Origin of the sequence: Synechococcus sp. MIT S9509, assembly GCF_047303035.1 — a bacterium.
GTDB lineage: Bacteria > Cyanobacteriota > Cyanobacteriia > PCC-6307 > Cyanobiaceae > Synechococcus_C.
In genome coordinates this window covers 1,875,846-1,889,132 of sequence record NZ_CP138940.1, presented here as the reverse complement: position 1 = coordinate 1,889,132, position 13,287 = coordinate 1,875,846, and the positions used below count along the sequence as shown (strand labels likewise).

13 protein-coding genes are annotated in these 13,287 nt (G+C 59.1%); 7 read left to right on the top strand and 6 right to left on the bottom strand.

Annotated features, from left to right (window positions below; all coding sequences use genetic code 11):
• Positions 1–40: 40 nt before the first annotated feature.
• Complete coding sequence (locus SIB73_RS10905) at positions 41–1,162, bottom strand: glycosyltransferase (protein WP_413405184.1); 1,122 nt, start codon at positions 1,160–1,162, stop codon at positions 41–43.
• Positions 1,163–1,166: 4 nt separating this feature from the next.
• Positions 1,167–2,756 (bottom strand): 4-amino-4-deoxy-L-arabinose transferase, encoded by a 1,590-nt coding sequence (locus tag SIB73_RS10900; RefSeq protein WP_413405186.1) that lies wholly within the window; start codon positions 2,754–2,756, stop codon positions 1,167–1,169.
• A gap of 58 nt (positions 2,757–2,814) precedes the next feature.
• On the opposite strand from SIB73_RS10900, the gene SIB73_RS10895 reads away from it, so the two are divergent.
• The 5 genes from SIB73_RS10895 (at position 2,815) to SIB73_RS10875 (ending at position 8,883) form a co-directional block, all read left to right on the top strand.
• On the top strand, positions 2,815–2,949 hold the full coding sequence (locus SIB73_RS10895; RefSeq protein ID WP_413405188.1) for a hypothetical protein: 135 nt from the start codon (positions 2,815–2,817) through the stop codon (positions 2,947–2,949).
• A 295-nt stretch (positions 2,950–3,244) separates the two neighbouring features.
• Positions 3,245–4,930 (top strand): iron uptake porin, encoded by a 1,686-nt coding sequence (locus tag SIB73_RS10890; RefSeq protein ID WP_413405189.1) that lies wholly within the window; start codon positions 3,245–3,247, stop codon positions 4,928–4,930.
• A 163-nt stretch (positions 4,931–5,093) separates the two neighbouring features.
• Positions 5,094–6,062 (top strand): cysteine synthase A, encoded by a 969-nt coding sequence (cysK, locus tag SIB73_RS10885; RefSeq protein WP_413405191.1) that lies wholly within the window; start codon positions 5,094–5,096, stop codon positions 6,060–6,062.
• Positions 6,059–6,787 carry a J domain-containing protein gene (locus tag SIB73_RS10880; RefSeq protein WP_413405193.1) on the top strand — a complete coding sequence of 243 codons (729 nt, stop codon included), beginning with the start codon at positions 6,059–6,061 and terminating at the stop codon, positions 6,785–6,787. The genes cysK and SIB73_RS10880 overlap by 4 nt, the downstream gene beginning before the upstream one ends.
• Positions 6,787–8,883, top strand: a complete 2,097-nt coding sequence (locus SIB73_RS10875) for a 4-amino-4-deoxy-L-arabinose transferase (RefSeq protein ID WP_413405195.1) — start codon at positions 6,787–6,789, stop codon at positions 8,881–8,883. Before SIB73_RS10880 ends, SIB73_RS10875 begins: the two co-directional genes overlap by 1 nt.
• Here the strand turns inward: SIB73_RS10875 and ndhO are convergent.
• Positions 8,862–9,119: an NAD(P)H-quinone oxidoreductase subunit O gene (gene ndhO, locus SIB73_RS10870; RefSeq protein WP_413405197.1), complete on the bottom strand. Its 258-nt coding sequence runs from the start codon at positions 9,117–9,119 to the stop codon at positions 8,862–8,864. The genes SIB73_RS10875 and ndhO overlap by 22 nt on opposite strands.
• Positions 9,120–9,177: 58 nt before the next feature.
• Here ndhO and SIB73_RS10865 point away from each other — a divergent pair, with 58 nt between their 5' ends.
• The gene (locus tag SIB73_RS10865) at positions 9,178–10,434 is read left to right on the top strand and encodes a cation:proton antiporter (protein ID WP_413405199.1); all 1,257 of its coding nucleotides are present in this window, start codon (positions 9,178–9,180) and stop codon (positions 10,432–10,434) included.
• A 27-nt stretch (positions 10,435–10,461) separates the two neighbouring features.
• The gene (locus SIB73_RS10860; protein WP_413405201.1) at positions 10,462–11,406 is read left to right on the top strand and encodes a TIGR01777 family oxidoreductase; all 945 of its coding nucleotides are present in this window, start codon (positions 10,462–10,464) and stop codon (positions 11,404–11,406) included.
• On the opposite strand, the gene SIB73_RS10855 is transcribed toward SIB73_RS10860, so the two are convergent.
• From SIB73_RS10855 to SIB73_RS10845, 3 genes are read right to left on the bottom strand one after another with little or no spacing between them, the layout of a single operon-like run.
• A complete protein-coding gene (locus SIB73_RS10855) occupies positions 11,342–11,617 on the bottom strand; it encodes a hypothetical protein (protein WP_413405203.1) in 276 nt (91 codons plus the stop codon). The two genes, SIB73_RS10860 and SIB73_RS10855, sit on opposite strands and share 65 nt — an antisense overlap.
• Positions 11,614–12,819 carry a lipid-A-disaccharide synthase-related protein gene (locus SIB73_RS10850; RefSeq protein ID WP_413405204.1) on the bottom strand — a complete coding sequence of 402 codons (1,206 nt, stop codon included), beginning with the start codon at positions 12,817–12,819 and terminating at the stop codon, positions 11,614–11,616. Before SIB73_RS10850 ends, SIB73_RS10855 begins: the two co-directional genes overlap by 4 nt.
• 1 nt (position 12,820) lies before the next feature.
• Positions 12,821–13,240: a tetratricopeptide repeat protein gene (locus SIB73_RS10845; protein WP_413405205.1), complete on the bottom strand. Its 420-nt coding sequence runs from the start codon at positions 13,238–13,240 to the stop codon at positions 12,821–12,823.
• Between the last annotated feature and the right edge of the window lie 47 nt (positions 13,241–13,287).

Here is a 13,287-nt window from a genome sequence, read left to right as displayed (position 1 = left end):
TCTGGTTATCAAAGGACTCCTTCATCATTGAAGCGCCGTCTCAAGGTGCGTTCCAGACAAATCTGGACGATGCCGCATAATTCCAGATGTAGACCACAATGATTCCTGATAGTTGTGCGACGATTGCATTAGTCTGAACAAGATTGTAAAAAACGGTTGCCAGCCCAATGTTGGCGAGTGAAGGTAGAGATGCGACAAGTAGAAATTTGAGTAGGCCTTTAAGCAGTTGCCGCCCGTGCTGACGCTTGTCTTTGAATGTGAGAGTGTTGTTAATCAGATAATTTGAGCTTGCTGCAGAGACAACAGCAAGAGGAAGGGCTTGTTGAAAACTTGGGCCAAGTGACATCACCAACGACGTAATGATGAGTTGAACAAAAACTCCAGAAAGTCCAACAAGGCCAAAGCTAATAGCTCTTCGTGGAAGCAACCTGAACAGGGCAGTGTGGATCAGTGAAATGAGAAAGTCCCACAGCACGGCATAGTCCAGCTTGGAACTCCCATGCAGTCGTGGTTGAAAATTCAATGGGATTTCAATGGTATTCAATCTGCCTTTGCTGATCGCTAGCAGCTCATACAGGAATTTAAATCCGTTGACATCCACCTTCCTGACGAGCTGATTGCAGCGTCTGAGGTCCATCGCAAAGAAGCCACTCATGTAATCAGTCAGGTGGCAATAGTTTTTGGGCAGGCTCCATCGAGCTAAACGGTTGGCCAGATTGGATCCCTCGGTACGTCGTTCACTCAGTCCGTGGATTGCAGAGTTGACAAGAAAACGACTGCCAATCACAAGATCAGCTCCGTTATCGAGCTGTTCAACAGCCGCCAGGACGGCGGGGGGTTCATGCTGTCCGTCACTGTCCATGGCGACGGCAAATGGATAAAGAGCAGCGATGAGGCCTTCCTTGATGGCGCTTGCCAGGCCTGAACGGCCCACACGTTGAATCAGTTTGATTCGTTGGTCCTGTCTTGCCATTGTGCGCACAATGTCTGATGTTCCGTCCTGAGAATCGTCGTCGACTATTAATATCTCTGTTCTCCAGTCGCTGGTGAGTTCAAGAAGTGAAGACACCATTTTTGAGATGGATCCTGCTTCATTAAATGTCGGTAAAATGATTGATAATCCCTGATGTTTGATATTTTCTTGCTCGGTTGTGTTAGGCACGTCTCTAATCTTTGTGATGGACTTTATCGCAATCGCTCAAGGTCCATTGTTGATGTCTGGCCACGACTTCACAGTGTTGCTGTTTGTCGCTAAGGCGCAGGCCCGTGGCTGATTGATTTCGAGGAATCCTCTGCTGTGCATACCAATTCAGGCTGGGTCTTTCGTCGTGCCCTTCGATGGTGATCTGATGCCCACGTCCTTCTCTTGTCAGATCAGCAATCGGTTGCACCGGCCAAGTTTCATTGAGCTCCCAGTGCCAGAGAGGTGTGCTGAAGATCAGTGCAAGAGCGCCCAGGTTTCCGCAGACAAGACTCATCGCTCCCAGCCTGCGTCGGCGGATGCTGCTGGCCGTCAGCAGGTATCCACCTGCGCTCCAGCCGAGTCCCAGGGCCAGGGCTGGGCTTTGATAGTCGCTGAGCGCTGATCCGAGTGGGGTCATGCTCACTCCCGCGACGATGAGCAGCAGCAGGCCGATCAGCATCCAGAACAGTGGAATTCTGCTCAGAACGCCCCGGAACGGCACCGCTGTTTCAGGTGTTTCGCTTCGGCTGACGACCCAGGCCAACAGTGGAGCACAAATCAGGGCCACCGGCACCCACAGAGGATGGCTGTACCAGGGAAGCTGAGTGCGCAGAGGCAGGATTGACGCACCCATGACGGCCAGAAGGCTCAGGCTCCATCGCCCCCAGCGTGTGACTCTGAGCTGCCAGGCCCAGAGCACCGCAAGTGGAAAGAGGGCGAGCCAGGGCCAGCCACCTTCAAGCACTTCGATCAACGGAACTCGCCAGCCCAGGTCGCTTCCCTCGCCTGCGTCCAGAAGAACGCGTCCGGCACCATCTCCCGCCCAGAGCCACAGAGCAGATTGTCCGCGCACCAGAGCGTGCCATCCATGCCACCCAAGGCCAGGCAGCAAGCCCAGTGCCATGCCGGAGCAGGCCTGTGGCAGCTGCCAGTGCCGCCATTCCTTCCCCCAGGCGATGGCAACAGTCCCTGCAGCGATGGCGGGTATCAGCAAAGGGGCTTTCAGCAGCAACATCGCGCTCGCGGCTAAGCCGGTCATGAGTCCGGCACGCCGTGGTTGATGCGTTGAGCTCAGCTGGGTCAGTCCCAGCCAAAGCACAGCCATGACTGTGAGCTGAGTCCCATCGAGCATGGCCATTCGTCCATGGCGAGCGACCGGCAGAAGCGTCATCAGAATGGCGCTCATGCAGAGAGTGCTTGTGCGGTCTCCTGGTCTGAGCGTCCACTGCAGCAGTCCCCCCAGCGGTACGACCAGTGTGGACAGAAGAGCCGGGGCGATTCGGATCGTCCATTCATCAGGCAATCCTGAAGATGGTGTGATTCCGATCACAGCAGCGATAATCAGATGAAGTCCAGGCGCTTTGTTGAGGTAAGGATTTCCCCAGAGTGTCGGCAGCAGTGCCGCTTCACCTTTCCCCTGGTGTAGCTCGAAGGCGACTCTCGCCACTGTGGCTTCGTCAAAATCCCTCAGCGGCACATCACCCAGGCCGATCACGGCGAGACAAGCTGCGATGCCCCAGAGAGCGAGAAGTATCCGCCAGGGAGGCCTTGATGTCACGGGGTTGGAGCCCATGGATGCTCCACAGCACGGATGAAACTGAGTATGGTCCTGAGGTACAGGATGCAGCGTCGTGAATCGGCACTTTCTCTTCGGGGGAACGTCTGATTCGGATGCGCCGCCGGCATTCACAATCCTTCAGGAGGAGGTGTCCATGAGTTCCAGTTCTTTGATTCAGGGTCTGCTGATCGCGGAGAATGCCGGCTGACGGCACCTTCCTCTGAGTGATCATCCGGTTCCGCGCCAGAGTGGACCCGGCGAGAGCCCCCGATCGGTCACCGATCGGGGGCATCGTTTTGAAGGGGCGCTGTCACTCGCGATCGTCTCCTGGATCGGCGCGTGACCAGCAATTGGTCATCGTTGCCACACCAATTTCTTGATCCGGTAACCGTTGCTACAGGTCAAGCGTCGGTCTGTCACATCGAACGTCTTGGCGATGGGCTATCACGCGCAAATTGGATGTGGCGTTTTATACGCCGGTTCTGTGTGAGGACCCTCTTCTCATGAAATTGTTCAAGCAACTGCTTGTTGCCCCCGCTGCCCTGGGCCTGCTGGCTCCTGTGGCTGCTGGCGCAACTGAAATGAATGTTGCCGGTGTTTCTGACTACGCCCCCGTTTCCCAGGACGCGGTTGCTGTGGATCAGGTCACCAGCATCACCCAGTTCTCCGATGTCTATCCGACTGACTGGGCCTATCAGGCACTCAGCAACCTGATTGAGCGCTACGGCTGTGTCGCGGGTTATCCCAACGGCACCTACCGCGGCAACCGTGCGATGACACGCTTTGAAGCGGCCGCGCTGCTCAACGCCTGTCTCGACCGTGTCACTGAAGTGACCGACGAGCTCAAGCGTCTGATGAAGGAGTTCGAGAAGGAGCTCGCCATCGTCAAGGGCCGTGTTGACGGTCTGGAGGCCCGCGTCGGCGAACTGGAAGCAACCCAGTTCTCCACCACCACCAAGCTGAAAGGTCAGACCACCTTCGTGATCGGTGCCAACAGCTACGGCGGCAGTGCTGAAATCGGCGGCGAGAAGGTTGCAGATCTGGCAGCTGCTGCATCCGGCGCAACCACGTTCAACTACGACACGCGCCTTTTCCTCGACACCAGCTTCACCGGTAAGGATCTGCTGCGCACCATGCTGCGTGCAGGCAACTTCGCCTCCTCTGCTTTCGGTGGTAACAGCCCTTATTCAGGCTTGACCACGATGGAAACCGCCTATGAGGAAGGCAGTCCTGATCAGATCAACGTCAACCGAATCTGGTATCAGTTCCCGATCGGATCAAGCTTCACCGCCACAGTGGGTGGCCGCGTCCGTCAGGACGACATGCTGGCTGTATGGCCGAGTGCTTATCCAGCAGATACCGTTCTCGACTTCTTCACCTACGCCGGTGCTCCTCAGACCTACAACCTGCAGCTCGGCGCAGGAGCTGGCATCTGGTGGTCTGACAATGACTTCAGCATCAGCGTCAACTACGTGAGTGGTAACGGCAAAAACGGCAACCCTCAGGTCACCAACGCCGACAATGCGTTCCTGAGATCGACTGAGGACTGCGGCGGAATCGCCACTGATTGCTCCTCCAGCAGCGGCACTGTTCAGATTGCCTATGCCCCCGACAACTGGGGCATCGCTGCTGCATACAACTACGCATCGGGTGACAACGGAGCTGGCATTTATGCCGGTAACGGCACTCCGCTTGCCAACTTGTTCAGCGGCCTGGGCACCACGAACTCTGTGGGTGTGAGTGCCTGGTGGACACCTGAAAATGCAGGCTGGTTCCCCAGCATCAGCACCGGCTGGGGCTACAACTCGGTTGACATCACAAATGCCAATCTCGTTGATGGTGACGGTTCCATTGATGGAGCGACCTCTCAATCCTGGTACGTAGGACTTCAGTGGGCTGATGTATTCCTGAAAGGGAATGCAGCGGGTATGGCTGTTGGTCAGCCCACGTTTGTGACCAGCTGGGACAACAATTCAGACATCAATGATGGAAGCGATTTCGTTGCTGATGGCAATTACGCCTGGGAATGGTGGTACATGTTCCAGGTGACTGACAACATTTCAGTCACTCCGGCCATCTTCTACTTAAGCCGTCCTCTGGGATACAACACCAGTGGTTTGGCTGTTTCCGACGACGACGACACCTTCAACAACTTTGGTGCTCTTGTGAAGACAACCTTCCGCTTCTGAACCTGATTTCTGAAACGGTTTCCTATTCACTTCGCCCCCTTCTTCAGGGGGCTTTTTTTTGGTTTGAAGTTTGGCTGAGTCGGACACAGCCTCAATCGCAGTGCTTTGTCTGTGCCTGTGATGATTGGATGGACCTGGTTTCAGCGACATTCATCCGACGCGCATGCCGATCGCTCCCGACATCACAGCGTTGGTGGGTCGTACACCACTTGTGCGGCTCAATCGTCTGCCGCAGGGTTTTGGTTGCCAGGCTGAAATCATTGCCAAGCTTGAGAGTTTCAACCCCACAGCTTCGGTGAAAGACCGCATCGCGGGAGCGATGGTTGAGGCTGCTGAACAGAGCGGCACCATCGTGCCCGGAAGCACCGTGCTGGTTGAACCCACCAGCGGCAACACCGGCATCGCGCTGGCAATGGTTGCTGCAGCGCGGGGGTATCGCCTCATTCTCACGATGCCCGACACCATGAGCACGGAGCGGAGATCCATGCTTCGTGCCTACGGCGCAGAATTACAGCTCACTCCCGGCAATGAAGGAATGCCTGGCGCCATTGCTCTCGCAAGGGAGCTGGTGGCAGAGATTCCAGGCGCCTATCTGCTTCAGCAGTTCGATAACCCCGCCAATCCCACCGTCCATGCGGTGTCCACAGCAGAGGAAATCTGGCAGGACACCGATGGGCAACTGGATGCTTTGGTGGCGGGGGTTGGGACAGGAGGAACGATCACGGGCTGTGCGCGTGTGCTCCGCAGTCGGCAGAAGGATCTTCAAGTGATTGCAGTGGAACCTGCCGCCAGTGCTGTGCTGTCAGGCGGAGCGGCGGGTTCGCATCGCATTCAGGGCATCGGGGCAGGTTTTGTCCCTCCGGTGTTGCAGCAGGAACTGATTGATGAGGTCATCGCTGTGACCGATGAGGAGGCCATGGAACTGGGGAGGCGTCTGGCCAGGGAGGAAGGACTGCTCTGCGGGGTGAGCAGCGGAGCAGCGGTTGCAGCAGCGTTGAAGCTGGGCCAGCGTCCAGCGATGGCCGGTCGCAGGATCGTGGTGATTCTTGCCAGCTTCGGCGAGCGTTATCTCTCCACTCCGATGTTCAGTGCTGCAGCGGTTCTGCCCGCGCGCCGGGATGGTCAGCTTTGAGCCCTGCGTTCTCCAATCGCTCGGATCACTCCAGGGATCCCTATGAAGTGCTTGAGGTGACATCCAGTGCCACGCAGTCTGAGCTGAAAGCTGCCTATCGACGCCTGGTGAAGCAGCATCATCCTGATGCTGGTGGTGATGAAGAGCACATTCTGGCGCTGAACGCGGCCTGGGAGCAGCTCGGTGATCCGGAGACAAGGCGTTGCTTTGATCGTGAGCATGGAACCTCCGAGTTCGCCCGTGAGGAAGCGCGGGCCCGCGGAGCCCGCAACGCCCGAGCCAGCCAGGCGGCGCGGCGTGCATCAGGCCGGGGAGCCAGCGAGGACCAGGCGCTGTCCTCCTGGCTTCAGAAGGTTTACGCCCCGATTGATCGAATGCTGGGTCAGGTGATCAATCCTTTCGCTGCAGAGGTGAAAGCTCTGTCGGCAGATCCATATGACGACGAACTGATGGAGGCGTTTTGCACCTATCTCGATCAGAGCCGAAAACGTCTCGACAAGATCAAGAGTGTTTTTCAGTCGCTTCCGACCCCGCCTTCGGCCAGGGGCTTTGGCTTAAGCCTCTATCACTGCCTCTCTCAGGTGGAGGATGCCGTTGCGGAGCTTGAGCGTTACACGATGGGTTACGTCGACAGCTATCTCCATGACGGTCGCGAGATGCTGCGTGAGGCCCGTCAACGGCGTCAGCGACTGCATCAGGAACGGCGTCGGCTGGAGATCAGTTGATGGGGGCTGGACCGTTCCGTGTTGGCCTGATTCTGATCTGGCTCTTCGCGACCGCTGCAGATCGTCTTTGGTGGGGGCATCATGCTGGCTTGCCGTCCTGGGATCAGGCGGATTACCTCAACAGTGCGCTTGACCATGGTCGTGCCCTGGGCGTTCTGGCTGGAGGCGGTTGGCAAGGGTGGAATGCTCTTCTCGACCTTTCCCCCAAAATTCCTCCTCTGGCGTCTTTGGTGAATGGCACGGTCATGGCCGTGGCGGGCGATGCTCCGTCTGAGGCGGCATGGACCCTGAGTCTCTGGAATGCGTTGCTGCTGATCTCCACTGCCGGTTGGGCACTCCAGCTCCTGCGCCCGAGAGCAACAGCCAGGGGTTTCGCACTGGTGGCTGCCGCGGCCGTGGCCCTGGCACCGATGCTGCTGGAACTCAGGACAGACTACGTGCTTGAGCTGCCCTTGGCCGCTCTGGTCAGCCTGGCGCTCTGGCGTCTGGGTTCCTGGTGGAGTCCTGGCAGTGGCGGCCGTTGGTGGCAGGCGTTTCTCGCGGCCCTTGCTGTGACGCTCTCACTGCTGGTGAAACAGAGCGCTCTGCTGGTGTTGCTTCCCGCTCTCGCCTGGTCACTGGTTGCGGCTCAACGCATCGGGCAAGGCCGTCGCCTACAGGCGCTGGCAGGACTGATGCTGGTTCTGATTTCAATGTTTCCCTGGTTGCGGCACAACTGGATCACGACCCTGGGCGGCACGAATCGCGCTGTGATCGAATCAGCGGCCCGAGAGGGGGATCCAGGGGTCTTCAGCCTCTCGGGCTGGTTCTGGTATCTGCGTCAGGTTCCCCTGCAGATCGGCTCGGCACTCCTGTGGATCGGTCTGTCTGGTCTTGTGTTGCTGATCGTGATGCGCGTCAGGGGAAAGATGGCAACGCTCAGCAACCAACAGGATCGAGGTGAGACCTGGACCTGGTTGCTGGGCACGCTGGTTCTCGGCTGGATTGTCACCAACCTCAGCCCCAACAAAGACGCTCGCTACATCGCTCCCTTGCTGCCTTCGTTGCTGATCGTGCTGAGCCGTGGATGGTGGCAGTGGGGTTTGTGGATTCATCAACGCTGGCCGGAACGGTCAGCCTGGCTGCCTGGATTGGCTCTGACCGCCGGGACGCTGGTCGCGATCGCACCGGCTTGGACAGCCCAGTTCGCACGTCTGCAACCCAAGGATCGCAATCCGCTGCGAGCGATCGTTGCGAGGGCGGGTGGTGCAGATCCCGCCGCTGATGAAACCACGTTGATCGTTGTTCCCAGCACGCCGGACCTTAATCAGCACAATGTGAGCTATTACGGCCGCCGCAACGGTGGCCGGCTGGTGGGTCGCCAGCTCGGTGGCAGCCGTGATCACATCCAGCCGGTGTTGGACCATGCCAGCTGGGTCCTGCTGGCCGAAGGTGACCAGGGTTCTGTGCGCAAGTCTGCGCGCTCCCTGGATCAGGCCGTGCGTGAGAGCGGAGTCTTTGAGGAGGTCGAAGTCTTTCCCCGTTCCAAGGGAGGCAGCTACTCGCTCTGGAAGCGACGGTCCGATGCCGCCTCGCCAATTGGATTTGAACAGCGCTTCCCTGCACTTGCCACAGGGCTTGCAGAGGGGCCTGCAGGTCTCGATCCCGTCTTCAGCAGCGTGGCGATCGAACACATGCTTGACGGCCATTTCGGCTACAGGACACCATTGCGGCGTGAGGCGCTCGAACAGCTGAGGCAGGACCCATCTGATGTCTCCGCGCGGTGGACTCTGGCCCTGCTGGCTGTCCTGACCAACAGGCCGGCTGAGGCCGCTCATCATTTCGAGTTGTTGGAGAACTCCCTCCCTGACAATCCCTGGCCCAGCGCTTATCGCAGCGTGGTGCTGCTCGCGGGCTGGAATCCCTGGTCTGCTGCTTCGGTGGCTTCAGCGGCACTTGGGCGCCACAAGCGGCATCCAATTCTTGTGAGCCTGGAATCGCTCTCAGCAGTGCTTGGCGGCGCCGTCTGGAGAGTTCCTGAAGCTGTTCAGTCGTTGCCTGCCGCAGTCTCGACAGTTGAGAGGTCGCTGAATTCTCAGGTGAAGGGTTCGAGCTGATCGATGCGTAACCACACATCAGGTACCGGACGTCGCCAACGCACCTGGCCATACTCGCCCTTAATAACAAGCAGTTCCCCCGGGCCATCAAAGATGTAGGCCGGTGGATAAGGATCGCTCGCTCCGGCCTCCACACTGCCGGAGTAGGCCGAACGGTTGACCCGCACCAGCGCACCTTTCTTCAATGGTGCGGGTGGCTTGGCAGCTGGTGCAGGGTTCGACTCTGTCTCTGCCATCACGGGTCGTTATTCGCCGGCCAGGCTAGAACCCTTCAGGACCACATCCATCGCTGGTTTGGACAACGGCCTTTCGCTTTATCTGGTCGCATTCGGTGGTTTGCTGCTGGTTGCAGTTCTGCTCGATGACCTGGCGGCAAGGGTGAGGGTTCCTGGAATCCTCATGGTGCTGCTGCTCGGTCTGCTGATTGAAAATCACGTGGACGTTGTCGGAAGCCGTGAAATCACCCTGCTGAGTATTGAGCATGCCAAGCAGATCACCCAGGCGGCTCTGGTGCTGGTTCTGTTTTTCGGAGGTCTCACAACCAACTGGCAACAGGTTCGAGGTGTGATACCGCCAGCAGCCCGCCTGGCCACCATCGGCGTCTTGATCACGGCTGCTCTGATCACGCTGGTGATTTTCGGTTTCGGCCTGTCGCAAGGCACGGAGTCGATCGCCGTTCTGCTCCCCCGCAGTCTTTTTGTTGGCGCCATGGTTGCGAGCACAGACGCCTCGGCTGTTCTGGCTCTGCTGCGACCTCTCCAGGGCCGTCTGCCCAAACCGCTAACGGATCTGATCGAGTGTGAGTCGGGGTTCAATGATCCGATTGCCGTTGTCCTTGCCGGACTGGCTCTGGCACTGGCCGGTGGTGAGGGTGTCGGCGCCGGGGTGCTGGTGACCGATCTGGTGCGCCAGTTCCTGCTTGGGATTCTGATTGGCTTCCTCGGCGGCAGCCTCACGGTGCAGCTGCTTGGAACACGCATGGGGCTGAACCAGACCGCAATGCTGCCGGTGGTCAGCCTCGCCTTGCTGATGGTGCTGAGCGGTGGCACGTCCCTGCTGGGCGGCAGCTCCTTGCTTGCCGCATATGTGGCAGGTCTGGTCCTCGGTAACAGTGCCGACCTGGACCAGAACGGCCTGGAGGAGGCCCATTCCAGCTACGCAAAAATGGCCGAGCTCCTGCTGTTTCTCTGCATGGGGCTCGTGGTGAACCCTCAGGATGTCGTTCATTCCGCCGTTCTCGCCTTCGTGCTGTTTCTGGTGATGCAGCTGGTGCGTCTGCTGATGGTGCAGATTCTTCTCTGGCGCACAACCTTCAGTCATGGCGAACGGATCTTTGTGTGCTGGGCGGGCCTGCGTGGTGCAGTGCCCATTGCAATGGCTATCCAGGCCTGGTCGACCCCAGGAGTGAGCTGGGGTGTGGCCATGCCTCCGCTTGCTCTGGCCGTGGTTCTCTATGGCCTCTTCATCCAGGGCTTTGCCCTGGTGCCCATGGCTCGCAAGATGAATCTCACCTTGCCTTTCGAGGACACCGATCCCTCTGTCGCTTCCTAACGTCGACGACTTGATGTCGCCATTCCCATGCGCCTTCTGTTGATCGGATGCTCTGGTCTGGTGGGCCGTGGCCTGGTTCCCGTTCTGCAGGCAGCCGGTCATCGGCTGACTCTTGTCAGTCGCCGGCCCTCGCCGGCTGCCTTTCCAGATGAGCTGGCGAAATCGCTTCAGTGGATTCAGGCAGATCCCGGTGCGGCGTCGAGCTGGGCTCCTGCAACGCCACTGCACGATGCACTCGCCGTCAGTGACGGTGTCGTCAATCTCGCCGGCGAACCAATTGCTGAACAGCGCTGGACAACTCAGCACCTTGAAACACTGGAGGCCAGCCGTCTCGGCACAACCCGACATCTGGTGAGTGCCCTGGCCACCCTCGCCAAGCCTCCGTCCGTGCTGGTGAATGCCTCGGCTGTTGGTTACTTCGGCACCAGTCTTGATGGTCGATTTGAAGAGAGCAGTCCCGCAGGCCAGGATTTTCTGGCGCGCCTTTGTCAGAAGTGGGAGCAGGCTGCAGAAGAGAAGCCTTCAGCAACTCGGCTCGTGGTGCTGCGAATCGGCATCGTGCTGTCCTCGGAGGGTGGAGCGCTCGCCAAGATGCTGCCTGTGTTCCGCGCGGGATTCGGTGGCCCGATCGGTTCAGGACAGCAGTGGATGAGCTGGATTGAACGCGGTGATCTGTGCCGCATCATTCAGAGCTCCCTGGAATCTGAATCCTGGTCAGGAGTCATCAACGCGGTGGCCCCTGACCCTGTGACCATGACCGTTTTTGCGGGAAGTCTCGGCCGTTGTCTGGGTAGACCTAGTCTGCTGGCGGTGCCGGGCCCGATGCTTCAGCTGCTGCTGGGTGATGGATCGAAGGTGGTTCTGGAGGGGCAGTTCGTGAATTCGAGTCGACTCGAAGAACTGGGCTTCAAGTTCCGTTGTCCGACCTTGCCCGTTGCACTCGACGTTGCCACCAGCTCCAGCAGCCGCTGAGCAGGGCAGCGCCCATCAGCAGGCCGATGGCAGGAGTGAACAGGGGTTCCCACAGACGCATGAAAACCCGCATCGGCGTTTCAAATCCCTGACTGCTTCCGATAACCGCTGCTGCGAACCAACCAGCTCCAGCGATAACCAGGAAGACATTCAGAACAAGGATGCGATCGAGCCAGCGCTTCCAGATGGGTTCGTTGTTCGGTTTGCTCATTCGGAAGCCCGCAGCAATCGCGAGATCGATTTCGCCATCCTGGCGCCGCCGCCGGCCTCGCCGAGGCGCTTCAGTGCGATGTCCTGACAGAGGCTCTGCAGCTGGAGATCAAGGTGGCTGCGTTCCAGAAGCTCGAGGGCTAGCGCGGCTGTGCTTTTGAGCGTTGTTGCTGCGCCCGCCTCGCCATCCACGCAGAACACCGTCGGGCCCAGCAGACGGCGCTGGGCCTCTGCAAACCCTGGTGTGAACTGAGGCCCCCGACCCGCCAGCTGCAGGACCGGCCTGGCCAGCCCGACGGCCTGTTCCGCTGCCGTTCCTGCCATGCACAACAGCAGATCGGAACTGTGCAGGACTGCTCCGAAGCCACCACGGTGGATCTGCACCCGATGAGCGTCTCGATAGAGCAGGGTTGATTGCCCGTTGTCAGCGGTTTTAAGGCTCCAGCCGATTGGTCCAAGCACCGCCGACAGTGCAGCATTGGGTAGGGCGGACACCAGTGCCAGCTCAAGCTGCAGCTCTCCACTGCTCAGCAACGGTGCCGGCAGTTGTTCAACAACTCCCAGCAGCAGGATCAGGTTCTGCTCCAGCTCAGGCCGTCGGCTCCCTGGCAGCAGTCCCAGTCGACGGCGTGCCTGAGGCAGGCGTCGATCGTCTTTCAGAATCGGATCCATGAACGGATTGCCCAGAAACGAGACCGGCTTGCGGAGCTGTGCACTCAGATCGTCCGCGCTGAGCTGGTCGCGGCTGAACACGGCCTGAAAGCGAGGGCTGCGCAAGCACTCAGCGCATGGCCAGGGCAGGCGCAGCTTTCCCTCATAGTGACTTGAGTACGCCACGAGGTAGGTGGTCACGGGCCGTCTGCAGAGCCAGGCAGCCATCACCGGAATCACATCGCCGATCACCACCACCTGGTCGTAACGCCTGGCGATGCGCAGCAATCTCATCAGGCGTCGCAGCAGATAGACGACCTGTCCCTGCAACAGCTCGGTCAAACGGCCATGCAGGCTCGTGTAACCGAGCCCCCCCGTGCTGAATTCCTGTGTGGTTCCGATCAGGGCGATGCCTGCATCCTGATAAGGCTGTCCCTTGCCGACGAGGGGAAGAGCGTCCACCGCATGGCCTTCAGACTGAAGTGCCTGACCCAGCAGGGCGCCGGAAAGATCCTCTCCGTGGCCGTTGCTGAGCAGCAGCAGTCGGCCCACGTCAGAGCTCCAGCCAGGCCTTCACCTTGAGAAGAGCCGGCCACTCCGGCCGCCGTTTGAGACCGTCCTCAATGGACTCCCTCAGCTCGTCTCCCATTTCAGGGGCGAGAGCAAGAACCTTCTGAATCACTTCAATCTGATCTCTCACGCCCTTGGCTTTGGTCTCCAGCATCGCCAGACACAGATTGATGCGTGCCTGCGGATCCTGATTGTTCAGCTTGACCGCCAGTCGTGCGGAACGCAGGGCCTCCTCGGATTGATCGCAAAGCAACTGGAGCCAGGCCAGACATGTCCAACCCGCTGACTGGCGTGGCGCCGCTGCGGTGATGGTCTCAAAATCCGCCAGCAATTCCTGGGCCGGTGCACCCTGCTGGTAACGGCTCATCGCTTGCTGGAAAAGACTTTCCTGGCTGGACTCCATGGAGCGCTGATCGGTCGGGCAAGGACTTCAGATTCCCACAGCAACCA

What these genes read in the sequence shown, in the direction of transcription:
- SIB73_RS10900 (WP_413405186.1), bottom strand. Translation starts at nt 2,756, where the DNA reads ATGGGCTCCAACCCCGTGACATCAAGGCCTCCCTGGCGGATACTTCTC.
- SIB73_RS10890 (WP_413405189.1), top strand. Translation starts at nt 3,245, where the DNA reads ATGAAATTGTTCAAGCAACTGCTTGTTGCCCCCGCTGCCCTGGGCCTG.
- cysK (WP_413405191.1), top strand. Translation starts at nt 5,094, where the DNA reads ATGCCGATCGCTCCCGACATCACAGCGTTGGTGGGTCGTACACCACTT.
- SIB73_RS10875 (WP_413405195.1), top strand. Translation starts at nt 6,787, where the DNA reads ATGGGGGCTGGACCGTTCCGTGTTGGCCTGATTCTGATCTGGCTCTTC.
- ndhO (WP_413405197.1), bottom strand. Translation starts at nt 9,119, where the DNA reads ATGGCAGAGACAGAGTCGAACCCTGCACCAGCTGCCAAGCCACCCGCA.
- SIB73_RS10860 (WP_413405201.1), top strand. Translation starts at nt 10,462, where the DNA reads ATGCGCCTTCTGTTGATCGGATGCTCTGGTCTGGTGGGCCGTGGCCTG.
- SIB73_RS10855 (WP_413405203.1), bottom strand. Translation starts at nt 11,617, where the DNA reads ATGAGCAAACCGAACAACGAACCCATCTGGAAGCGCTGGCTCGATCGC.
- SIB73_RS10845 (WP_413405205.1), bottom strand. Translation starts at nt 13,240, where the DNA reads ATGGAGTCCAGCCAGGAAAGTCTTTTCCAGCAAGCGATGAGCCGTTAC.